This is a genomic window from Pseudomonas orientalis (assembly GCF_001439815.1).
In the GTDB taxonomy this organism is placed as follows: Bacteria; Pseudomonadota; Gammaproteobacteria; order Pseudomonadales; family Pseudomonadaceae; genus Aquipseudomonas; species Aquipseudomonas orientalis.
In genome coordinates this window covers 335,240-355,917 of the sequence record NZ_JYLM01000004.1, presented here as the reverse complement: position 1 = coordinate 355,917, position 20,678 = coordinate 335,240, and the positions used below count along the sequence as shown (strand labels likewise).

The 20,678-nt window shown below is 61.1% G+C and carries 18 protein-coding genes and 1 riboswitch; of the genes, 11 read left to right on the top strand and 7 right to left on the bottom strand.

Features of this window, described 5'->3' with window-relative positions; all coding sequences use genetic code 11:
* Positions 1-9 precede the first annotated feature (9 nt).
* From metK to TU82_RS12880, 3 genes are all read left to right on the top strand, one after another.
* The gene (gene metK, locus TU82_RS12890) at positions 10-1,200 is read left to right on the top strand and encodes a methionine adenosyltransferase (RefSeq protein ID WP_057723561.1); all 1,191 of its coding nucleotides are present in this window, start codon (positions 10-12) and stop codon (positions 1,198-1,200) included.
* A gap of 273 nt (positions 1,201-1,473) precedes the next feature.
* Entirely contained in the window at positions 1,474-3,135 is a 1,662-nt protein-coding gene (gene ligB / locus TU82_RS12885) for an NAD-dependent DNA ligase LigB (RefSeq protein ID WP_057723560.1), read from the top strand.
* 39 nt (positions 3,136-3,174) lie between these two features.
* Positions 3,175-3,570 (top strand): DUF1090 domain-containing protein, encoded by a 396-nt coding sequence (locus tag TU82_RS12880; protein ID WP_057723559.1) that lies wholly within the window; start codon positions 3,175-3,177, stop codon positions 3,568-3,570.
* A 6-nt stretch (positions 3,571-3,576) separates the two neighbouring features.
* On the opposite strand, the gene TU82_RS12875 is transcribed toward TU82_RS12880, so the two are convergent.
* A complete protein-coding gene (locus TU82_RS12875) occupies positions 3,577-4,026 on the bottom strand; it encodes a c-type cytochrome (protein ID WP_057723558.1) in 450 nt (149 codons plus the stop codon).
* Positions 4,027-4,153: 127 nt separating this feature from the next.
* On the opposite strand from TU82_RS12875, the gene mltA reads away from it, so the two are divergent.
* Positions 4,154-5,347 (top strand): murein transglycosylase A, encoded by a 1,194-nt coding sequence (mltA, locus tag TU82_RS12870; protein WP_057723557.1) that lies wholly within the window; start codon positions 4,154-4,156, stop codon positions 5,345-5,347.
* Positions 5,348-5,472: 125 nt separating this feature from the next.
* On the opposite strand, the gene TU82_RS12865 is transcribed toward mltA, so the two are convergent.
* The gene (locus tag TU82_RS12865; RefSeq protein WP_057723556.1) at positions 5,473-5,859 is read right to left on the bottom strand and encodes an MAPEG family protein; all 387 of its coding nucleotides are present in this window, start codon (positions 5,857-5,859) and stop codon (positions 5,473-5,475) included.
* A gap of 186 nt (positions 5,860-6,045) precedes the next feature.
* Between TU82_RS12865 and TU82_RS12860 the strand changes: the two genes are divergently transcribed.
* On the top strand, positions 6,046-7,308 hold the full coding sequence (locus TU82_RS12860) for a cation:proton antiporter (protein ID WP_057723555.1): 1,263 nt from the start codon (positions 6,046-6,048) through the stop codon (positions 7,306-7,308).
* Here TU82_RS12860 and TU82_RS12855 read toward each other — a convergent pair.
* The 3 genes from TU82_RS12855 to TU82_RS12845 all read right to left on the bottom strand — a co-directional run bounded on the left by TU82_RS12855 (position 7,302) and on the right by TU82_RS12845 (position 10,697).
* Positions 7,302-8,189, bottom strand: coding sequence for a formate/nitrite transporter family protein (locus TU82_RS12855; protein WP_057723554.1), 888 nt, complete (start codon positions 8,187-8,189; stop codon positions 7,302-7,304). The genes TU82_RS12860 and TU82_RS12855 overlap by 7 nt on opposite strands.
* A gap of 71 nt (positions 8,190-8,260) precedes the next feature.
* Entirely contained in the window at positions 8,261-10,192 is a 1,932-nt protein-coding gene (locus TU82_RS12850) for a patatin-like phospholipase family protein (RefSeq protein WP_057723553.1), read from the bottom strand.
* Between the two features lie 100 nt (positions 10,193-10,292).
* The gene (locus tag TU82_RS12845; protein WP_057702153.1) at positions 10,293-10,697 is read right to left on the bottom strand and encodes an acyl-CoA thioesterase; all 405 of its coding nucleotides are present in this window, start codon (positions 10,695-10,697) and stop codon (positions 10,293-10,295) included.
* A 197-nt stretch (positions 10,698-10,894) separates the two neighbouring features.
* Positions 10,895-11,000, top strand: a riboswitch (S-adenosyl-L-homocysteine riboswitch).
* Between the two features lie 21 nt (positions 11,001-11,021).
* On the opposite strand from TU82_RS12845, the gene ahcY reads away from it, so the two are divergent.
* From ahcY to rhlE2, 5 genes are all read left to right on the top strand, one after another.
* Complete coding sequence (gene ahcY / locus TU82_RS12840; RefSeq protein ID WP_057723552.1) at positions 11,022-12,431, top strand: adenosylhomocysteinase; 1,410 nt, start codon at positions 11,022-11,024, stop codon at positions 12,429-12,431.
* A 180-nt stretch (positions 12,432-12,611) separates the two neighbouring features.
* Positions 12,612-13,457 carry a methylenetetrahydrofolate reductase [NAD(P)H] gene (metF, locus tag TU82_RS12835; protein WP_057723551.1) on the top strand — a complete coding sequence of 282 codons (846 nt, stop codon included), beginning with the start codon at positions 12,612-12,614 and terminating at the stop codon, positions 13,455-13,457.
* Between the two features lie 75 nt (positions 13,458-13,532).
* The gene (locus TU82_RS12830; protein WP_057723550.1) at positions 13,533-14,615 is read left to right on the top strand and encodes a hypothetical protein; all 1,083 of its coding nucleotides are present in this window, start codon (positions 13,533-13,535) and stop codon (positions 14,613-14,615) included.
* A gap of 63 nt (positions 14,616-14,678) precedes the next feature.
* A complete protein-coding gene (locus TU82_RS12825) occupies positions 14,679-15,482 on the top strand; it encodes a substrate-binding periplasmic protein (RefSeq protein ID WP_057723549.1) in 804 nt (267 codons plus the stop codon).
* Positions 15,483-15,704: 222 nt separating this feature from the next.
* Positions 15,705-17,579 (top strand): RNA helicase RhlE2, encoded by a 1,875-nt coding sequence (gene rhlE2 / locus TU82_RS12820; RefSeq protein ID WP_057723548.1) that lies wholly within the window; start codon positions 15,705-15,707, stop codon positions 17,577-17,579.
* A gap of 175 nt (positions 17,580-17,754) precedes the next feature.
* Here the strand turns inward: rhlE2 and TU82_RS12815 are convergent, their stop codons facing one another.
* Both TU82_RS12815 and TU82_RS12810 read right to left on the bottom strand, forming a co-directional pair.
* Positions 17,755-18,333 carry a YceI family protein gene (locus TU82_RS12815; protein WP_057723547.1) on the bottom strand — a complete coding sequence of 193 codons (579 nt, stop codon included), beginning with the start codon at positions 18,331-18,333 and terminating at the stop codon, positions 17,755-17,757.
* Positions 18,334-18,365: 32 nt separating this feature from the next.
* A complete protein-coding gene (locus TU82_RS12810) occupies positions 18,366-18,917 on the bottom strand; it encodes a cytochrome b (RefSeq protein WP_057723546.1) in 552 nt (183 codons plus the stop codon).
* 272 nt (positions 18,918-19,189) lie between these two features.
* On the opposite strand from TU82_RS12810, the gene TU82_RS12805 reads away from it, so the two are divergent.
* Positions 19,190-20,596: an adenosylmethionine--8-amino-7-oxononanoate transaminase gene (locus TU82_RS12805; protein ID WP_057723545.1), complete on the top strand. Its 1,407-nt coding sequence runs from the start codon at positions 19,190-19,192 to the stop codon at positions 20,594-20,596.
* Positions 20,597-20,678 lie beyond the last annotated feature (82 nt).

Here is a 20,678-nt window from a genome sequence, read left to right as displayed (position 1 = left end):
AACATCGAGATGAGCGAATACTCCCTTTTCACCTCCGAGTCCGTGTCTGAAGGGCATCCGGACAAAATCGCCGACCAGATTTCCGACGCGGTGCTGGACGCCATCATTGCTGAAGACAAGTTCGCCCGTGTGGCGTGCGAGACTCTGGTGAAAACGGGCGTGGCGATCATCGCTGGCGAAGTCACCACCACGGCCTGGGTCGATCTGGAACAGATCGTGCGTGACGTGATCACCGACATTGGCTACAACAGCTCCGATGTCGGCTTCGACGGCGCGACCTGCGGCGTGATGAACATCATCGGCAAGCAGTCCCCCGACATCAACCAGGGCGTCGACCGCGCCAAGCCCGAAGATCAGGGTGCCGGCGACCAGGGCCTGATGTTCGGCTACGCCAGCAACGAAACCGACGTGCTGATGCCCGCGCCGATCACCTTCTCTCACCAGTTGGTCCAGCGCCAGGCCGAAGCGCGCAAATCCGGTCTGCTGCCGTGGCTGCGTCCGGACGCCAAGTCCCAGGTGACCTGCCGCTACGAAGGCGGCAAAGTAGTGGGTATCGACGCCGTCGTGCTGTCGACCCAGCACAACCCGGACGTGTCCTACGCCGACCTGCGCGAAGGCGTGATGGAGCTGATCGTCAAGCATGTGCTGCCGGCCGAACTGCTCACTAAAGACACCCAGTTCCATATCAATCCGACCGGCCAGTTCATCATCGGTGGCCCGGTGGGCGACTGCGGCCTGACCGGTCGCAAGATCATCGTCGACAGCTACGGCGGCATGGCCCGTCATGGTGGTGGCGCGTTCTCCGGCAAAGACCCGTCCAAGGTGGACCGTTCCGCCGCCTACGCCGGTCGTTACGTGGCCAAGAACATCGTCGCTGCCGGCCTGGCCGAACGTTGCGAGATCCAGGTGTCCTACGCCATTGGCGTGGCCCAGCCTACATCGATTTCGCTGAACACCTTCGGTACCGGCAAGATCAGCGATGACAAGATCGTCAAGCTGGTGCGTGAGATCTTCGACCTGCGCCCTTACGCGATCACCACCATGCTCGACCTGCTGCACCCGATGTACCAGGAAACCGCAGCCTACGGCCACTTCGGTCGTACCCCTGCGCAGAAGACGGTCGGCGACGACACCTTCACCACCTTCACCTGGGAAAAAACCGACCGCGCCGACGACCTGCGGACCGCTGCCGGTCTGTAACAGCTCGCGACTGCCAAAGCCCCGCCCGGTTTGCCCGGCGGGGCTTTTTTTGATTTTCAAAGATTGCAACAATATCGTTGAAACCCAGGCCGAAGTCGACGCCGGCCAGTAAAATCGGGCGGCCCAGGCTGATAACAACGACGTACTGGATGGGTTGGACGACCTGTTCAAGCAAGCAGAAACACCCGGTAAAAAGCCCCGCCCGGTCGGGGCTTTTTTGTGTCCGTACGGATCACTTAGGCTGAACACCCTTTTCGGGCAAGGATGCTCACGATGCGCATGTTGATGATTCTTCTGGTCAGCTTACTACCGTACCGGGCCTGGGCCGAAGCCTGCCCCGATGACGCCCGATCACAAATCGACACGTTGGCCAGGCAGGTCAGCCAGTGGGATGACGTCTATCACCGACAGGGGCAATCCCCCATCAGCGATGAACTGTACGACCAGGCTCGAAGTCGCCTGGCCCAGTGGCGCAAATGTGCGCGGCAACCCACACCCAAGGCTGAAAACCCGCTGGCAAGCTCACGTGGCACAGTGCGCCATCCGGTCGCGCATACCGGCCTGGACAAGCTGCTGGACGCATCCGATGTGGGGGACTGGCTCGGCACTCGGCAAGATGTCTGGATTCAACCCAAGGTCGACGGAGTCGCCGTGACCCTGGTGTATCGCAAAGGCCAGTTGCACCAGCTCATCAGCCGCGGCGACGGCCTGCTCGGTCACGATTGGTCCGCTAGCGCACGCAGAATCCCGGGTATCGTCCAGCAACTGCCGGAGCCCGTCGATGCCGTACTGCAAGGCGAGCTCTACTGGCGCCTCGACGACCACGTACAGTCTGCACACGGCGGGCTCAACGCACGCAGCAAAGTGGCCGGCCTGATGAACCGGCGGCAATTGAGCGACACGCAGGCGGGTGGAATCGGGCTGTTCGTGTGGGCCTGGCCCGAGGGTCCGGCGAGCTTCACCGAGCGTCTGGCCACGCTGGCGCGGTGGGGGTTTACCGACAGCCAGCGGTATAGCCAGTCCATCGAAAGCATCAGCGATGCCTCGCGCTGGCGTACCCATTGGTACAACCATCCGTTGCCCTTCGCCAGCGATGGCGTGGTGTTGCACCAGGCGGCGCACGCTCCCGCCAAACGTTGGAAAGCCAGCGCGCCCTACTGGGCCGTGGCCTGGAAGTATCCGGTGACCAAGGCGTTGGCGCTGGTGCGCAAGGTGCAATTCAGGATCGGGCGTACCGGGCGTATCACACCGATTCTCGAACTGGACCCCGTGTGGCTGGATGACCGGCAAATCAGGCGGGTCAGCGCAGGCTCGCTGAAAAACTGGCAGGACCTGGACATCCGTCCCGGCGATCAGGTGTCCATCAGCCTGGCCGGCCAGGTCATTCCCCGGCTCGATGAGGTGGTCCTGCGCAACAAGACCCGCGTTGAAGTGCCGGTACCCGATACGCAAGACTTTCATGCCTTGAGCTGTTGGCAACTGGACCCCGGCTGCGAGGAACAACTGCTCTCGCGCCTCACCTGGCTGAGCAGCAACCAGGGCCTGGCCTTGCCACATATGGGCCGTGAAACCTGGAACGTATTGATCCAAGCCGGTCTAATCGCAGGCTTTCTCGATTGGTTGACCCTGGATGCGGCAGAGCTTGCTAACATTGATGGTTTCGGCGAACGCACCCGTGCGCGGGTGCTCGACAGTATTCACAGCGCCCGCAAGCGGCCTTTTGCACAATGGCTCAAGGCATTGGGGGTGCCGCCCGCGGCGCGCAACAATCTGGAGGGCGACTGGCATACGCTGGTCGCCAAAGACACCCAAGCCTGGCTGGCCTCCGACGGCATCGGCCCGAGGCGCGCAGCGCAACTGAGCGCCTTTTTCCGCGACCCGCAGGTACAGGCCCTGGCTGAAACATTACATGGCGCCGGCATAGACGGTTTTTGAACCGGCCCGCCCCTCTGATTGCTACCTTGGAGCCCTTATATGAAATTTCTTGCCCCTCTCGCGTTGCTGACAGCCGCAAGCTTCATGGCCACGCCGCTGCTGGCCGCCGACGAAGCCCCCCAACTGACCGGCTGCGCCGCCAAGCGCCAAGCCATCAGCACCCAGATCGAACAGGCCAAGGCCCATGGCAACAGCGCCCAACAAGCCGGCCTGGAAAAAGCCCTGAGCGAGGTCACCGCCAACTGCACTGACGCATCGCTGAAGAAAGAGCGCGAAAACAAGGTGCTCGATGCCAAGCACGAAGTCAGCCGCCGTCAGGCCGACCTCGACAAGGCCATGAAAAAAGGCGATGCGGACAAGATCAACAAGCGCAAGGACAAGCTCGCCGAATCGCGCAAGGAGTTGCAGGATGCGGTGGAAGAACTCGACCAGTAAAACCGGTCAGTGGTCCCGGAACTGCTTATGGCAAGCGCTGCAGGCATCTTCGACTTTCTGCACCGCAGGTTGAAGGCGACCGGCCTTATAGGGCTGGACTTGGCTTGCGGTCACCAATTCACCGGTGGCCGCCTCAAGGTCGCGGGCCAGTTGCTGGAATTGCGCCTGCTTTTGCCACACTTCGTCCCTGGCACTGGTGTGGTCGGCTTCACGCACCTGCGGGAAGTGCTGCCAGGGTTGATGGGACAACGCGTCCAGCTTGACCGCGCCGTCGGCGAACCGGGCGCCGTCGAAAGCGACACGCCCGCGCAACATGCCGCCCAGGTCTTCGCTGGTCTTGAGCATCTGCTTGAAAATCGCCTTGCGCTGGCCCAAGGGCGAGCTGGGATCAACACCGCCGCAGGCGGACAAGGCCAGGCAGGCCAGCACTGCAACCGTCATCTGTTTAAAAGTCATGGTGGCTCAGGGTCACGGAAAACGGCAGCCAGTATCCCCGCCTCGTCCGCAAAGACCAATAGCCCTATTAATAATAAGGGTTGCCCGACGCGATAAAGCCCGGGCAATCGCCTCAGGAATTACGTGCATGAATGTCAATTTGAAACCCTGGAGCCGCCTGGCGTGGGCTCTGCCGATGATCGCGCTGCTGGCCGGCTGCGACGTGGGCCAGGATGCGGGCAAAGCGCCCGCCAAAGAAGAAGCTGCCAAACCCCATGCTGTCGCGACTTACGTGAGCGCTCCGTGGGAAGCACTGCCGTCCGTTTCCGACAGCGACCTGCTGGCGGGTTTCGAATCCTGGCGCAGCGCCTGCCAGCGCCTCAAGGCCGATCCGGTCTGGGGAGCGACCTGCGCGGCGGCAGCCGGCGTACCGGGCGACGCCGTGGCGGTTCGCGGGTTTCTCAAGGAGCGCCTGGACGTATTCGGCCTGCGTTCGGCCGACGACACACCGAACGGCCTGATCACCGGCTACTACGAGCCCGTCTACCCCGGCAGCCTGAGCGAAACCGCCACCGCCCATGTGCCGGTGTACGGCGTGCCGGATGACCTGATTATCGTCAATCTGGAAAGCATTTATCCGGAACTCAAGGGCAAACGCCTGCGTGGTCGCCTGGAGGGTCGCGTGCTCAAGCCGTATGACGATGCCAGCACCATCAACAACCAGGGCTCGACCGCCAAGCCGATAGCCTGGCTGACCGATCCGATGGACCTGCAGTTCCTGCAGATCCAAGGCTCCGGGCGTATTCAACTGGCCGGCGGGCGTCAACTGCGTGTGGGTTATGGCGACCAGAACGGTTATCCCTATCGCCCTATCGGTCGCTGGCTGATCGAGCAAGGCGAGCTGAAAAAAGAAGACGTGAGCATGGGCGCCATCAGCGCCTGGGCCAAGGCACACCCGCAGCGCATTCCCGAGCTGCTGGCGAGCAACCCCAGCTATGTGTTCTTCAGCGCCCGCCCCGACAGCAATGAAGGGCCGCGCGGCTCGCTGAACGTGCCGCTGACGGCGGGATACAGCGTGGCGGTGGACCGCAAGGTGATTCCACTGGGGAGTTTGTTGTGGCTGTCGACCACAAAACCCGACGGCTCACCGATTGCACGGCCCGTTGCAGCTCAGGACACCGGCGGCGCCATCACCGGAGAAGTGCGCGCAGATTTGTTCTGGGGCACGGGCGAAGCAGCAGGCGAGTTGGCCGGGAACATGAAGCAGCAGGGACAGATCTGGATGCTGTGGCCCAAGGGTGTTGCGCTTCCTCAGGTACCGGATGCACCCAGTGGAACCTGACAGACACTGAAGACCAAATGTGGGAGGGGGCTTGCCCCCGATAGCGGTGGACCAGTCACCTAAGTGTTGACTGACACTCCGTCATCGGGAGCAAGCCCCCTCCCACAGGGGATCTGCGTCAGGCTTCAGATCGAGACGAAGAAGAAACTCGCGATCAGCGCCATCCCCACAACCCACACGAGCGAGCGCAACATCGCCCAGTCCGCCAAGTAGCAAATGATGTACAGCAGGCGGCTGGTGATAAACAGCACCGCCAGCACATTGATCGTCACCAGCTCGGCCGTACCGGCCAGGTGGGCGATAATCACCGCCGCCGCGAAGGCCGGGGTGACTTCAAAGCTGTTGAGCTGCGCATTGTGGGCACGCTTGGCAACGCCTTCGACCGTGTCCAGAAACGCGCGCGGGTCGTGGTTATGTCGCGGCCCGAACTTGCCTCCACTGAACTTGGCCACACCGGTACACAGGTACGGCAGAAAAATTGCGATCAACACACACCAGAAAGCCACTGTCATCAGTCATTCCCTTTTTAGATTTATCAAGGCAGTCAGAGCCTCATCACCCCATGCCGATCAGCCCTCAACCACAAGGTATGAGCCGTGGCCGGCCGAAAGGTTCTTTCAGGTAATTGCACCTGTTTATACTAAACAACGTCTCGACGCACGCTGTGCACCTCTGATTTACCGCCCCAAGGACCCCGGATGCTTGAACTTGTTGCCGCCTTTATCTGCCTCACCACCCTGCTCACCTACGTGAACTTCCGTTTTATCGGCCTGCCACCGACCATCGGCGTGATGGTCACTGCGCTGCTGTTCTCGCTGATCCTGCAAGGCCTCAGTTTTATCGGCTATCCCGGCCTGGAAGAACGCATCCAGCAACTGATCGGCCAGATCGACTTCGGCGATCTGCTGATGAACTGGATGCTCTCGTTCCTGCTGTTCGCCGGCGCATTGCACGTCAACTTGAGCGACCTGCGCAGCTACCGCTGGCCCATCGGTCTGTTGGCGACGTTTGGCGTACTGATTGCCACCGTGGTGATCGGCAGCCTGGCGTACTACATCTTCGCCCTGTTCGGCTGGCACGTGAGCTTCCTGTATTGCCTGCTGTTTGGCGCGCTGATCTCGCCCACCGATCCGATTGCGGTATTGGGCGTGCTGCGTACCGCCAACGCTTCGAAACCGCTGAAAACCACTATCGTCGGCGAATCGCTGTTCAACGACGGCACGGCGGTGGTGGTGTTTACCGTCCTGCTGGGTATCGCGCAGTTGGGTGAAACACCGACCGTTGGCGCCACTGCAATGCTGTTCGCCCATGAGGCGATTGGCGGCGTGGTGTTCGGCGCGCTGATCGGTTACCTGGTGTACCTGATGATCAAGAGCATCGAGCAGCACCAGATCGAAGTCATGCTGACCCTTGCGCTGGTGATCGGCGGCTCGGCGATGGCCACCGAACTGCACGTCTCCGCGCCGATTGCGATGGTGGTGGCCGGGCTGATCATCGGTAACCTGGGGCGCAAGCTGGCGATGAACGACATGACCCGGCGCTATCTGGACGGTTTCTGGGAATTGCTCGACGACATGCTCAACGCCCTGCTGTTTGCATTGATCGGCATGGAACTGCTGCTGTTGCCGTTCAACTGGCTGCACGTATTGGCGGCCAGCTTGCTGGCGGTGGCGATCCTGCTGTCACGCCTGCTGACCGTGGCCCCGGCGATCCTGCTGCTGCGGCGCTGGCGCACGGTACCGCGCGGCACTATCCGCATCCTCACCTGGGGCGGGTTGCGCGGCGGCGTCTCGGTGGCACTGGCGCTGGCATTGCCACTGGGCCCGGAACGCGACCTGTTGCTGAGCATCACCTATATCGTGGTGCTGTCATCGATCCTGCTCCAGGGCCTGAGCATTGGCAAACTGGTCAAGCGCGTGACCCAGGGTGAACCCCAGGCCACGGCCGAAGAACGTCACTGATCTTTGCTGACCTGCTGCGGATGCCTCGGATCCGCAGCCTTCTTGCCCGGCAAACTGCCCTCGCTGCGAATCTGCGCATGGCTGATCAACGCAAAGATAAAGCTGCCGCCGATGATATTGCCGGCCAGGGTCGGGCCGGCAAACACCAGCCAGAAGTCATGCCACGACAGTTCGCCGGCAAACACCAGGTACGAGACTTCCGCCGAGCCCACCACGATGTGGGTGAAATCGCCCAGTGCCATCAGGTAGGTGATCAGGATGATGATCCACATCTTGGCGCTTTCCATCGACGGGATCATCCACACCATGGTGGCGATCATCCAGCCGGAAACAATGCCTTTGGCGAACATCTGGCCGGCGTCGTTTTCCATGATCTTGCGCCCGATCTCGAGGAAGGCCATGTCGGTCTTGCTGTCGAATATCGGCAGATGCAGCATCACGTAGGCCACCAGCAGGGTGCCACACAGGTTGCCCACCAGCACCACCGTCCACAGTCGCAGCAGGCGACCGGCATTGCCCAGGGTCGGCTTGCTCATCACCGGCAGCACGGCGGTAAGGGTGTTTTCGGTGAACAGTTGCTGGCGCGCGAGGATTACCGCGAGGAAACCGGCGCAATAGCCAAAGCTGGCAATGACCTTGAACGCTTCGCCGTCCGGCAGGCGCGAGTTGAGCAGTCCCATGGCCATCAGCGACAAGCCCATGGTCAGCCCGGCAGCCAGCGCAGACCACCACAACGCGGCGGCGCTGCGCTCCAGCTCCTGGTCGCCCTGGGTACGAATGATTTCATGCAGCACCGCCGCGCGGGGCGGCTGGTTTTTGTCTACGTCCTGCTGTTCTTCCTGCGACAGGTTGGGGGTTTTGCCTGCTTCTTCGGTGGCCATGATTATCCGGAGTCCAAGGGGGGCGTGTAGCTACGACACGCGGCCATCGTGGCTGTTCAGTGGCCAGGCAACTAAACCGGAATCCTCCAGGCCCTGGTCATTTGCACCGTGGTCGAACTGGACGCTTTATCCCAGGGTTTATTACGTGCTTTGTAATTGTCAGCGAGGGTATCGAGCACACGATTGAACTCGGTGGGCGTGGCGGCCCACGCCAAGTCTTGCGCCGTACGATGGAGCAGTTCGACATTCGCCTCGGGTTGACCAGGCCGAAACAATGAAGGGTAGATCACCTCCCGGGTGAAGTTATCCGCTTTCATCGCAATATCGCGCACACCCATCTCGACGACCGCGCTGCCGATGACCTTGGACACCGGCGGTGAACCGCTGGCCATCTGTCTGGCCACCACTTGCAACAATTGCTGAAAATTGCGCTGGCTTGCGACGTTAAAGCGCCGCGCCAACCAGTCGATCTGTTCAGGCCGTTGGGCCAAGACGTCCAGGTTACGCAGGGCCGAAAAAATACTGGGCGTGAATGCCAGTGTGGCCTGTGACTTATTCGCTTCGGTGATTGCCTCATCCAGGGCATGCAACGCCTGCTGCGCGTTGTTTCTAAACGTAAGCACATCCGCAGCGGCCGGATCGTTTTGCAGCTCCGGTTGTACGCTGGCAAGCAGTCGATCATCCATGGCGAGCACGGCCTCATGCAGTGACTGGAACGCATGGTGCTCAAGTGCTGTGGCGCGACGCTCCAAATGCGCTTCCACCGCCTGACGCGCCCTGGCCTGCAAGTCTTGTTTTTGCCCGTCCTGCATCGTGAAGTTGACTGTACCTTTGATCAGGCCGCGAAAATCACCTTGTTCGGTCTTGAGGGGCAAGGTGACGATTTGATCGGCAAACGCTTCGAGCTTTCTCTCCTGGAAAGCTTCAGCGGCCGAATGCGCAACACCGGTAATGCGATCAGCCACGCTGCTGAGAAAGCTGCCACTTCGCGCCGGTATCTCGCTGGCGCTGGGCTCAAACTTGACGATCAACGCTTCAGGCTTGTTCAAGGGGCTATCAGGATATGATCTCTGCACCACACCCAGCGCCGGGGTATTGAGCAACAAGCCACCGTCCTTGAACGCGGTGATTTCACCCGACACCTGAAAGCCATGACCTCGCTCCTCGGGGCTTTTGAACACCACCGGCAAGGAACCGGAAATATGCGCCGCCCGCGCGATGTCCATCTGCGGGGTCAAACTGGCATTGAACATCACCAACTGAGGTCGGCCGGCAAACATACCGGTGCCGGTGATGCTCAGTTGCTTGATCGCGGGAATGTGCCGGTTCAACACCTCAAGATCACGAAACGTCGGTGCGCCGCCGGCACTCAACGTGTCGGCAATCTTCATCACCTCGGCGGGCCGGGTTTCCCGGGGGCTTTGCGCGATATGCGCAAGCAGCGACTGGCGCGACTCGTTGCGGATCAGTTCTTCAAGAGGAAAGGCTTCAGTTTGCAGGCGTGACAACAAGGTCAACAACAGCTGAGAAACATTGCCCACCGGGCCGGGCAAGTGGCCGATGAGTTTGCCAACTGTCGTACTGGCGTCCTGCATCCAGGCCGTCACGGCATCCTTGCTATTGAGCAGGCTCGGCAGATCAATGCTATCGGACAACCTGTCAAATGCTGCCGCCCCCATGCCACTGGCGATCAACGCCGCCGAAATCGCGCCGGCGGATGAGCCGCAGGTCAATTGGATACCTTGCAGCTTTCCGGCCTGCTCAAGGGCCTGCACCACTCCCGAAAAAGCGATGCCCTTGGCTCCGCCGCCACTGAGCACCAGGCTCGTGGCGGGAGGAGCCGATAAAATCACTTCCACTCGCCCCAGCTCATCGCGCAGAAGCGCCACGTTGCGCTCGCCTCCCCCCTCCAACAGAGGCATCTTCGCGCTGGACGTGGCCGCAGGCTGACCCTCTTTATCCAATGAGTGCGGAATCCGGACACTTGAACTGAACACTTTCATACACAGGCTCTTCATAAGGTGTGAGCCTGAGTAGTGATGAAAGCGCCTCGCGATGATCCGTACGGAATGATTTGGTAAAGCAAATCACATCGCTACGTTGTCACTCGCTGAGACTGTCGTCCTGGAACTGATCCTTAACGTATTTGATTTCGGTGCGGCCGTGGGGCGCCGGCAGGCCATCTTCGCCGAGGTTGACGAAGACCATTTTCTCTACGGTCAGGATGCTCTTGCGAGTGATCTTGTTGCGCACTTCACAGGTCAGGGTGATGGAGGTACGGCCGAACTCGGTGGCAGTGATGCCCAGCTCGATGATGTCGCCCTGACGCGAGGCGCTGACGAAGTTGATTTCGGAAATGTACTTGGTCACCACGCGCTGATTGCCCAACTGCACGATCGCGTAAATAGCCGCTTCTTCGTCGATCCAGCGCAGCAGGCTGCCGCCGAACAGGGTGCCGTTGGGGTTGAGGTCTTCGGGTTTTACCCATTTGCGGGTGTGGAAATTCATGGTCACTCCAGAGCGTCTTGCGAAATGATGGGCAACATCATGGCAGAGCCCAGGGCCAAGCTCTATGAGCCGTTGACTATCACCTCCATGAGCGATCTTCATGCCGCCGACAGAAAGGCTTGGGAAGTGCCGCATACACGGCTATAATCGCCCCGTTTCAAAACGGTCATCTTCAGTTGATACCGTTCTCCCGCCACCTGTCCGAGGGGCGCTGCAGCAGGCCAGTCCTGTCAGGCTCGGATGGGGCGTTGTCCGGCCTGGTTTTGCAGCTGGATACTAAACGCACAACGGCGCCCATTCGCACACTACGAATGGAGGCTCTTCATGAGCGCTGTAATTACGCCTGCAGATTTCACCGACTACAAAGTCGCCGATATGTCCCTCGCTGCCTGGGGCCGTCGCGAAACCTTTATCGCCGAATCCGAAATGCCAGCCCTGATGGGCCTGCGTCGCAAATACGCCGCTGAGCAGCCGCTCAAGGGCGCGAAGATTCTCGGCTGCATCCACATGACCATCCAGACCGCCGTACTGATCGAAACCCTGGTTGCCCTGGGTGCCGAAGTGCGTTGGTCGTCGTGCAACATTTTCTCGACTCAGGACCAGGCCGCCGCCGCCATCGCAGCCGCCGGTATCCCGGTATTTGCCTGGAAAGGCGAAACCGAAGAAGAGTACGAGTGGTGCCTGGAGCAAACCATCCTCAAGGATGGCGCGCCATGGGATGCCAACATGATCCTCGACGACGGCGGCGACCTGACCGAGCTGCTGCACAAGAAATACCCGCAGATCCTCGACCGCGTCCACGGCGTGACCGAAGAAACCACCACCGGCGTGCACCGCCTGCTGGACATGCTGGCCAAGGGCGAGCTGAAAATCCCGGCCATCAACGTCAACGACTCGGTGACCAAGAGCAAGAACGACAACAAGTACGGCTGCCGTCACAGCCTGAACGATGCCATCAAGCGCGGCACCGACCACCTGCTGTCGGGCAAGCAAGCCCTGGTGATCGGCTACGGCGACGTGGGCAAGGGTTCGTCCCAGTCCCTGCGCCAGGAAGGCATGATTGTCAAGGTTTCCGAAGTTGACCCGATCTGCGCGATGCAAGCCTGCATGGACGGTTTCGAAGTGGTTTCGCCGTTCATCGACGGTATCAACGACGGCACCGAAGCAAGCATCGACAAGGCCCTGCTGGGCAAGATTGACCTGATCGTGACCACCACCGGTAACGTGAATGTGTGCGATGCGAACATGCTCAAGGCCCTGAAGAAACGCGCCGTGGTCTGCAACATCGGTCACTTCGATAACGAGATCGACACCGCGTTCATGCGCAAGAACTGGGCATGGGAAGAAGTGAAACCACAGGTACACAAGGTTCACCGTACCGGCAGCGGCGCGTTCGATCCACAGAACGACGACTACCTGATCCTGCTGGCCGAAGGCCGCCTGGTTAACCTGGGTAACGCGACCGGCCACCCAAGCCGCATCATGGACGGCTCGTTCGCCAACCAGGTGCTGGCGCAGATCTTCCTGTTCCAGCAGAAGTACGCCGACCTGTCGCCCGCCCAGAAAGCCGAGCGCCTGACCGTGGAAGTACTGCCGAAGAAACTCGACGAAGAAGTGGCCCTGGAAATGGTCCGCGGCTTCGGCGGCGTGGTGACCCAACTGACCAAGACTCAGGCCGACTACATCGGCGTGACCGTTGAAGGTCCGTTCAAGCCGCACGCTTACCGCTACTGATACACCTGCTGCCTGCTCCCCCCTGTGGGGAGCGGGCTTTAAATGTGGGAGGGGGCTTGCCCCCGATGGCGGTGGGTCAGTTGATATATTTGCTAACTGACACTCCGCCATCGGGGGCAAGCCCCCTCCCACATCGACGGTGTACACACTCCGCAATTCCGAGTTTCAAAGGGTATGACCATGTCCCAAGACCGTCGCTACAGCTTCGAGTTCTTCCCGACCAAGACCGATGCTGGGCATGAAAAACTGATGGCCACCGCCAAGGTGCTGGCCAGCTACAACCCTGACTTCTTCTCCTGCACCTATGGCGCCGGCGGTTCGACCCGTGACCGCACGATCAACACCGTGCTGCAGCTGGAAAGTGAAGTCAACGTTCCCGCCGCTCCGCACTTGTCGTGCGTGGGCGACAGCAAAGCCGACCTGCGCGGCCTGCTGACCCAATACAAGGCCGCCGGCATCAAGCGCATCGTGGCGCTGCGTGGCGACCTGCCGTCCGGCATGGGCATGGCCAGCGGTGAGCTGCGCTACGCCAACGACCTGGTGAGCTTCATCCGCGAAGAAAGCGGCGATCACTTCCATATCGAAGTGGCGGCTTATCCGGAGATGCACCCCCAGGCACGCAATTTTGAAGACGATCTCAAGAATTTCGTACGCAAGGCCAACGCCGGCGCCAACAGTGCGATCACCCAGTACTTCTTCAACGCCGACAGCTACTTCTACTTCGTCGAGCGTGTACAGGCCATGGGTGTGAATATCCCGATCGTGCCGGGCATCATGCCCATCACCAACTACAGCAAGCTGGCGCGTTTCTCCGATGCCTGCGGTGCCGAGATCCCACGCTGGGTGCGCAAGCAACTGGAAGCCTATGGCGACGACGTCAAGAGCATCCAGGCCTTCGGCGAGCAGGTCATCACCGAGATGTGTGAACAATTGTTGCAAGGTGGCGCGCCAGGGTTGCACTTCTATACCCTGAACCAGACCGAACCCAGCCTTGCCGTCTGGAACAACCTCAAGCTGCCACGCTAAGGCTTGCCCGGTTGTGCCAAGGCCCTCAGACGAGGGCCTTTGTCGTTTTACGTGACCCACGGAATCCCGCACGCCATGAATACAGTGTCCTCCACTTCCCGTCCGCAGTTGGTCTACCTGGTCTTCGGCGCCGAGACCTATCACCAGGAAGCGGTATTCAGCATCGCCAGCGCGTTGGCCTTCCTGCAGGACGACCCCGATGCGGCCGTGGACATCCAGGTATTCAGCGACAATCCCGAACCCTATCGCCTGCTGCCGGTACGTGTGCGCCCGCTGGACGAGGCCACCCGCAAACGCTGGAGCGAACCCCACGGTTATCATTTCCGCACCAAACACGTGGTGCTGCGCCAGGTACTGGAAGAATCCGAGGTGGCGTTGCTGATCGACACCGACACGTTCTTCCAGCATTCGCCCACGGCCCTGTTCGAGCGCGTTCAGCCCGGCACCCTGCTGTGCAACGCCTTCTACACCAAGTACGGCGACAACCACGAAAGCATTCTCTACACCGCGCTTTACCAGCGCCTGCTCGACATGGGCGTGGCCGACGATGACATGATGACCCTCAACTCCGGCGTAATGGGCTTGACCCAGCAGGACGCGCACATCCTCGACCGCTCCATCGAGTTGATGGATGAACTGTTTCCCCACGCCCAGGGGGCCTACACCCTGGAAGAGTTCTGCCTGTCCATTGCGGCCTATCGCACCGTCAACGTGCGCGAGTGCCCGGACCTGATCCACCATTACTGGAGTCGCAAGCAGCTGTTCCGGGCCAAGGTCAAGGCCTGGATCGCCAAGCACGCCGCGGCGCCCACCAGCGCGCTGGCCCTGGCCGACACGCGCCAGGTTTCCGCCCACCTGCCGCGCCCGCCGCGCTTGCAGCGCATGCTGTACAAGCTGATTACCCTGCTGCTGCCCAGGCACCAGCAGCAGTTCATTCGCGAAATCCTCTACGGTTGCTACGAACACGAAAACGAGTTCGACCAGGCCTGTGGCCCGGTTTGGTGGGACAAGGCGCGACAAAACCAGGAGGAGCGCCAGAAGCGTCCGATTGACGCGCACCAGCTCGAACACTGGTTCGCCAACCCGGTGGTGCGCCTGATTCTCGGCGAGCGGCGCGCCGCGATCCACGCCCACCTGATGGACGCGCCAGCGAAATAAGGCCGCCCGCCAAAGCGCGTGCCAGAGCTTCTCTTTATGCCGGGAGCGACGTAATCTCAGGCAATGCCTGTCATTTTGAAGTTGCTGATTGCTGCGCTATTGACTTGCCTGAGCCTGGCCGCTCAGGGCGAGAAACTGCGCATTGTCACCGAGCCATGGGCGCCCTACGTCTACGACGACAACGGCAACATGCGTGGCCTGGACTATGAAACCACGGTGATCGTGTTCCAGCGCCTCGGTGTGGATGTGCAATGGCAGTTCCTGCCCTGGAAGCGCTGCCTGGCCATGCTTGACCAAGGCCACGCCGACGGCGCGCTGGATATTTTCCACAGCCACGAGCGCGACACCTTGCTGCTCTACCCCAGCGAACCCTTGTCGCAAGTCGAGTTCGTGCTGTTCTACGCCAACGAACGTCCTCACCCCGCCGACACCCTCGACGACCTGCGCGGCCTGACCGTGGGCGTCTCGCCCGGCTACCTCTATGGCGAAGCATTCAGTGCGTCCGATGCCTTCGCCCGTGAACCCGCCCCCAGCCATGAAGCCAACTTCGGCAAGCTCATGCTGGGGCGCATCGACATGGTGGTCACTGACCGACGCGTGGGCCAGCATGTGATCAAGGCGTTGGGTCTGGAAGACAAGGTCAGCCAGGCGCCGGTGGTGGTCAGCCGCCAGCCGCAGTTTCTCGCCGTACGCCGTGGCGCAGGCATGGACCTGCTGGTCCAGCGCTTTGCCGCCGAGCTCAGGCGTTTCAAGCAAGAGCCGGCCTACGCCGCGTTGAGCGCCAAATACGGCGGTATCCAGGCACAAACGACCCCGATCAACGCGTTCGATTACACCGTTGAGCAGCAGGAAAGCAGCGCGCAGTGATTGCTCTGTTATACTCCGGCCTTTCCGCCAGGCTTACGCCCGGCCGCTCGGGTCTTGAAAAAGGCACCCAACCCCGCTACAGCGCAGCTTTGCAGCCCGCGCGAGCCGGTGGAGTGCCCGCCAGACACAGCAGGACCGGACGGGATTACGCTCCCCTAAGCGCCATTCACGCCCGGCAAGATTATCCCTTTGGGCCAAGCCCTAACTAAAACAGGATTACTCATGTCCTTTGCTTCCCTCGGTCTCTCCGAGGCTTTAGTCCGCGCCATCGAGGCAGCGGGCTATACCGAGCCTACTCCGGTGCAACAGCGGGCCATTCCCGCCGTGTTGCAAGGTCGCGACCTGATGGTTGCGGCGCAGACAGGTACCGGTAAAACCGGTGGCTTCGCCCTCCCGATTCTGGAGCGGTTGTTCCCCAACGGTCACCCGGACAAATCCCAGCGTCACGGCCCGCGCCAACCGCGCGTACTGGTCCTGACCCCCACCCGCGAACTCGCCGCGCAAGTGCACGACAGCTTCAAGCTGTATGCCCGCGACCTGAAGTTCGTCAGTGCCTGCATCTTCGGCGGCGTCGGCATGAACCCCCAGGTTCAGGCCATGTCCCGTGGTGTCGATGTGCTGGTGGCGTGCCCGGGTCGTTTGCTCGACCTGTGCGGCCAAGGCAGCGTCGATTTGTCCCACGTGGAAATCCTCGTGCTGGACGAAGCCGACCGCATGCTCGACATGGGTTTTGTCCATGACGTGAAAAAGGTGCTCGCGCGCCTGCCGGCCAAGCGTCAGAACCTGCTGTTCTCGGCAACGTTCTCCCAGGACATCACGGCCCTGGCCGGCAAGTTGCTGCACAACCCGGAACGCATCGAAGTCACGCCGCCGAACACCACGGTCGAGCGTATCGAGCAACGCGTGTTCCGCCTGGCCGCCAGCCACAAGCGCTCGCTGCTGGCGCACTTGATCACCCACGGTGCCTGGGAACAGGTGCTGGTGTTCACCCGCACCAAGCACGGCGCCAACCGCTTGGCCGAGTACCTGGACAAGCACGGCCTCACCGCCGTCGCCATCCACGGCAACAAGAGCCAGAACGCGCGCACCAAAGCCCTGGCCGACTTCAAGGCCGGTTCCGTACGCATCCTGGTCGCCACCGATATCGCCGCCCGCGGCCTGGATATCGACCAACTGCCACACGTGGTCAACTTCGAGCTGCCGAACGTCGATGAAGACTACGTGCACCGTATCGGCCGTACCGGCCGCGCCGGTCGTTCGGGTGAAGCCATCTCCCTGGTTGCACCGGACGAAGAAAAACTGCTCAAAAGCATCGAGCGCATGACCAAGCAGAAAATCGCCGACGGCGACCTGATGGGCTTCGATTCCAGCGCAGTGGAGGCCGAGAAGCCAGAAGCGCGCGAGCGTCCGGACGTGCGTAACCCGCGCAACCCACGCGGTCCGAAGGGCGATGGCCCGAACGGCGGCGGTGGCGGCGGTGGTCGTCGCGACAAGGGCAAGGACAAAGGCAAGGAAAAAACCGCGACCAGCAGCCGTGGCGAACGCCCGGCCCGCGAGCAGAAGCCTCGTGAAGGCACCCCGGCCCGCGAACAGCGCCAGCCGAGCCAGCCGCCACGCGCCGCTTCCGATCGTGCCCCGGACGAGTTCCTCGACGACGATGTGGATAACTTCGGTAACCGCGTCGACTACGTGCCACAGGCCAAGCCGGCACAAGGCCGTGGCCGTCGCCCGGGTGCCCCGGCACAAGGCGCAGCCGCTCCGCGTGGCGGCCAGCCACAGGGCGCCCGTCAGAATGGCCCGCGCAACAGCAGCGGCGGCACCACCGGTACGCCGCCAGCCAAGCGCAGCGGCCCACGTAATGGTGCACCGCGTGACGGCCAGGCCCGTCGCGAAGACTCGCGCAGCAACAACCGCCGCCCGGCCCGTGACGACCAGCCTCTGTCCGAGCCTGCGGTGCAAAACCCGCGCGGTGGCCCGGCGCCAAAGATTATCCACAAGGAGTCGAAAGCGGATCGCTTCCCGACACCCGAGCAGCTGGATCAGCTGCCTGGCCGTCCTCGTGGTGAGAAACCAGCGCTGCTGACCCGCAACCGCTGAGTTTCAAAGCGCCATAAAAAATGCCCCGCCTCTTTCGAGACGGGGCATTTTTTTGTGCTTTTAAACTGTAGGAGCGAGCTTGCTCGCGAAGAACTCACAGACACCGCGTACATCCAGGTTTCACGCGTCATCGTTGACGTTTTTCGCGAGCAAGCTCGCTCCTACATACGAAGCATTACTTCTGCTTCACGCCTTCCAGCGAGATGTCCAGGTCGACAGTCTGCGAAGTCGGGCCTGGGCCTTTCACGCCGAAGTCGTTCAGGTCGATGGTGGTCTTGGCGTTGAAGCCGGCACGTTCGCCGCCCCATGGATCCTTGCCTTCACCGTTGAAGGTAGCCTTGAAGGTCACCGGCTTGGTCACGCCGTGGAAGGTCAGGTCGCCGGTCACGTCAGCGGTCTTTTCGCCGGTGGATTTGACGGCGGTGGACACGAACTTGGCGTCGGCAAACTTGGCCACGTCGATGAAGTCTTTGCTGGCGATGTGCTTGTCACGTTCTGCGTGGTTGGACCACAGGCTGGCGGTTTTCACATCGACGGCGATTTTGCTGGCCTCAGGCTTGGCTGCGTCCCAGCTGAACGTACCATCCCAGTCCTTGAAAGTACCGTGGATGTAGCTGTAGCCCAGGTGGCTGATTTTCCAATCGATGAAGGCGTGCTGGCCTTCCTTGTCGATCTTGTAGTCAGCCGCCATTACCTGACCGGCAGACAGCAGAGCGGTACCGATTGCCAGAGCGGCGAGTGTCTTCTTCAACATGTTTTCTATTCCTTGTGAGTCGAGGTTGAACATCAGGCTTTGCGCCCCAGCATTCGCGTCAGGGTCACATCACGATCGATAAAATGGTGTTTCAGCGCCGCCACGCCGTGCAAGCCGGCGAACACCACCAACACCCAGGCCAGGTACAAATGCACCCAACCGGCGGTATCTGCCTGGTCCGGTAGACCGGAAACCACGGCAGGAATTTCAAACAGGCCAAACACCGGGATACCGACACCGTCTGCGGTGGAAATCAGGTAACCGGCAATCATCACGGCAAACAACCCGAGATACAGGAACGCGTGACCAAACGCGGCGCCGAGGCGGGTCAACCGACTGTAGCTGGTCAACGGCGGCGGCGGCGGGCTGACCAGGCGCCAGACAATGCGTACCAGCATGATGGCAAACAGCGTGATGCCAATGCTCTTGTGCAGGTCCGGCGCGTCTTTGCGCCAGGCGCTGTAGTAATCGAGACCGACCATCCACAGGCCCAGGGCGAACAACCCGAATACCACCAGGGCCACGCCCCAGTGCAGAACCATGCTGACCCAACCATAGCGGGCCGGTGAGTTGCGTAGCTGCATGTACTTAATCCCGTAAGAACCGTGCCCAAGACTAGCGCTTTATCTATCGAATTAAAGCGGAAAATTTCGCTTCGAAATATCGAGAAAGGCGATCTGAAGCCTATGCATCATAAATTAACAAGGGATTAAGACTATTCCCTGGAAACGTGACAGACCGTCCTGCATTTACCGCGAATTTCCCCACAATGGCTTGTGACCCACGCCACCATTGCATAGGCTTGCGCGATTGTTTCGCCTGCGCAGGTTGCAGGACCGCTTCGAGGAGATCACCGATGGGCTTGAATAACCAGTGGATGCAACGCGACCTCGCGGTGCTGTGGCATCCCTGCACCCAGATGAAAGACCACCAGCAATTGCCCCTTGTGCCGATCAAACGCGGTGAAGGCGTATGGCTGGAAGACTTCGAAGGCAAGCGCTACCTCGATGCCGTCAGTTCCTGGTGGGTCAACGTGTTCGGCCATGCCAATCCGCGCATCAACCAGCGCATCAAGGATCAGGTGGACCAACTGGAACATGTGATCCTTGCCGGTTTCAGCCACCAGCCGGTGATCGAACTGTCCGAACGCCTGGTGGCCATGACCCCCGCAGGCCTGACCCGCTGCTTCTACGCCGACAATGGCTCGTCATGCATCGAAGTCGCGCTGAAGATGAGCTTCCACTACTGGCTCAACCGTGGCCTGCCGGACAAGAAGCGCTTCGTCACCCTGACCAACAGCTACCATGGCGAAACCATCGCGGCGATGTCTGTGGGTGACGTGCCGCTGTTCACCGAAACCTACAAGGCGCTGCTGCTCGACACCCTCAAGGTGCCAAGCCCGGATTGCTACCTGCGCCCCGAGGGCATGAGCTGGGAAGAACACTCGCGCAACATGTTCGTGGCGATGGAACAGACCCTGGCCGAACATCACGACAGCGTCGCCGCCGTGATCGTGGAGCCGTTGATCCAGGGCGCCGGTGGCATGCGCATGTATCACCCGGTGTACCTCAAGCTGCTGCGCGAAGCCTGCGACCGTTATGGCGTGCACCTGATCCACGACGAAATCGCCGTGGGCTTTGGCCGCACCGGCAGCATGTTCGCCTGCGAACAGGCCGGCATCCGCCCGGACTTCCTGTGCCTGTCCAAGGCCCTCACCGGTGGCTACCTGCCGCTGGCCGCCGTGGTCACCACCGATGACGTGTACGACGCCTTCTACGACGACTACCCGACCCTGCGCGCCTTCCTGCATTCCCACAGCTACACCGGCAACCCGCTGGCGTGCGCGGCGGCGCTGGCGACCCTGGATATCTTCGAGGAAGACAACGTCATCGAAAACAACAAGGCCCTGGCCCAGCGCATGGCCAGCGCCACGGCCCATCTGGTGGACCACCCGCACGTATCGGAAGTGCGCCAGACCGGCATGGTGCTGGCCATCGAGATGGTGCAGGACAAAGCCACCAAAACCGCCTACCCCTGGCAGGAACGCCGGGGCCTGAAAGTATTCGAGCATGCCCTGGCACGCGGTGCGCTGTTGCGGCCGTTGGGCAGCGTGGTGTATTTCCTGCCGCCGTATGTGATTACCCCGGAGCAGATCGATTTCCTTGCCGAGGTTGCGAGTGAAGGCATCGATATCGCCACCAACAGCAAGGTCAGCGTTGCCGTGCCGAAGGATTTTCACCCAGGTTTCCGTGATCCGGGATAGTGTCCAAAATCCCTGTAGGAGCGAGCTTGCTCGCGAAGGTATTCCAGGCACATTACGGCGTCGGGTATACGTTTTTCGCGAG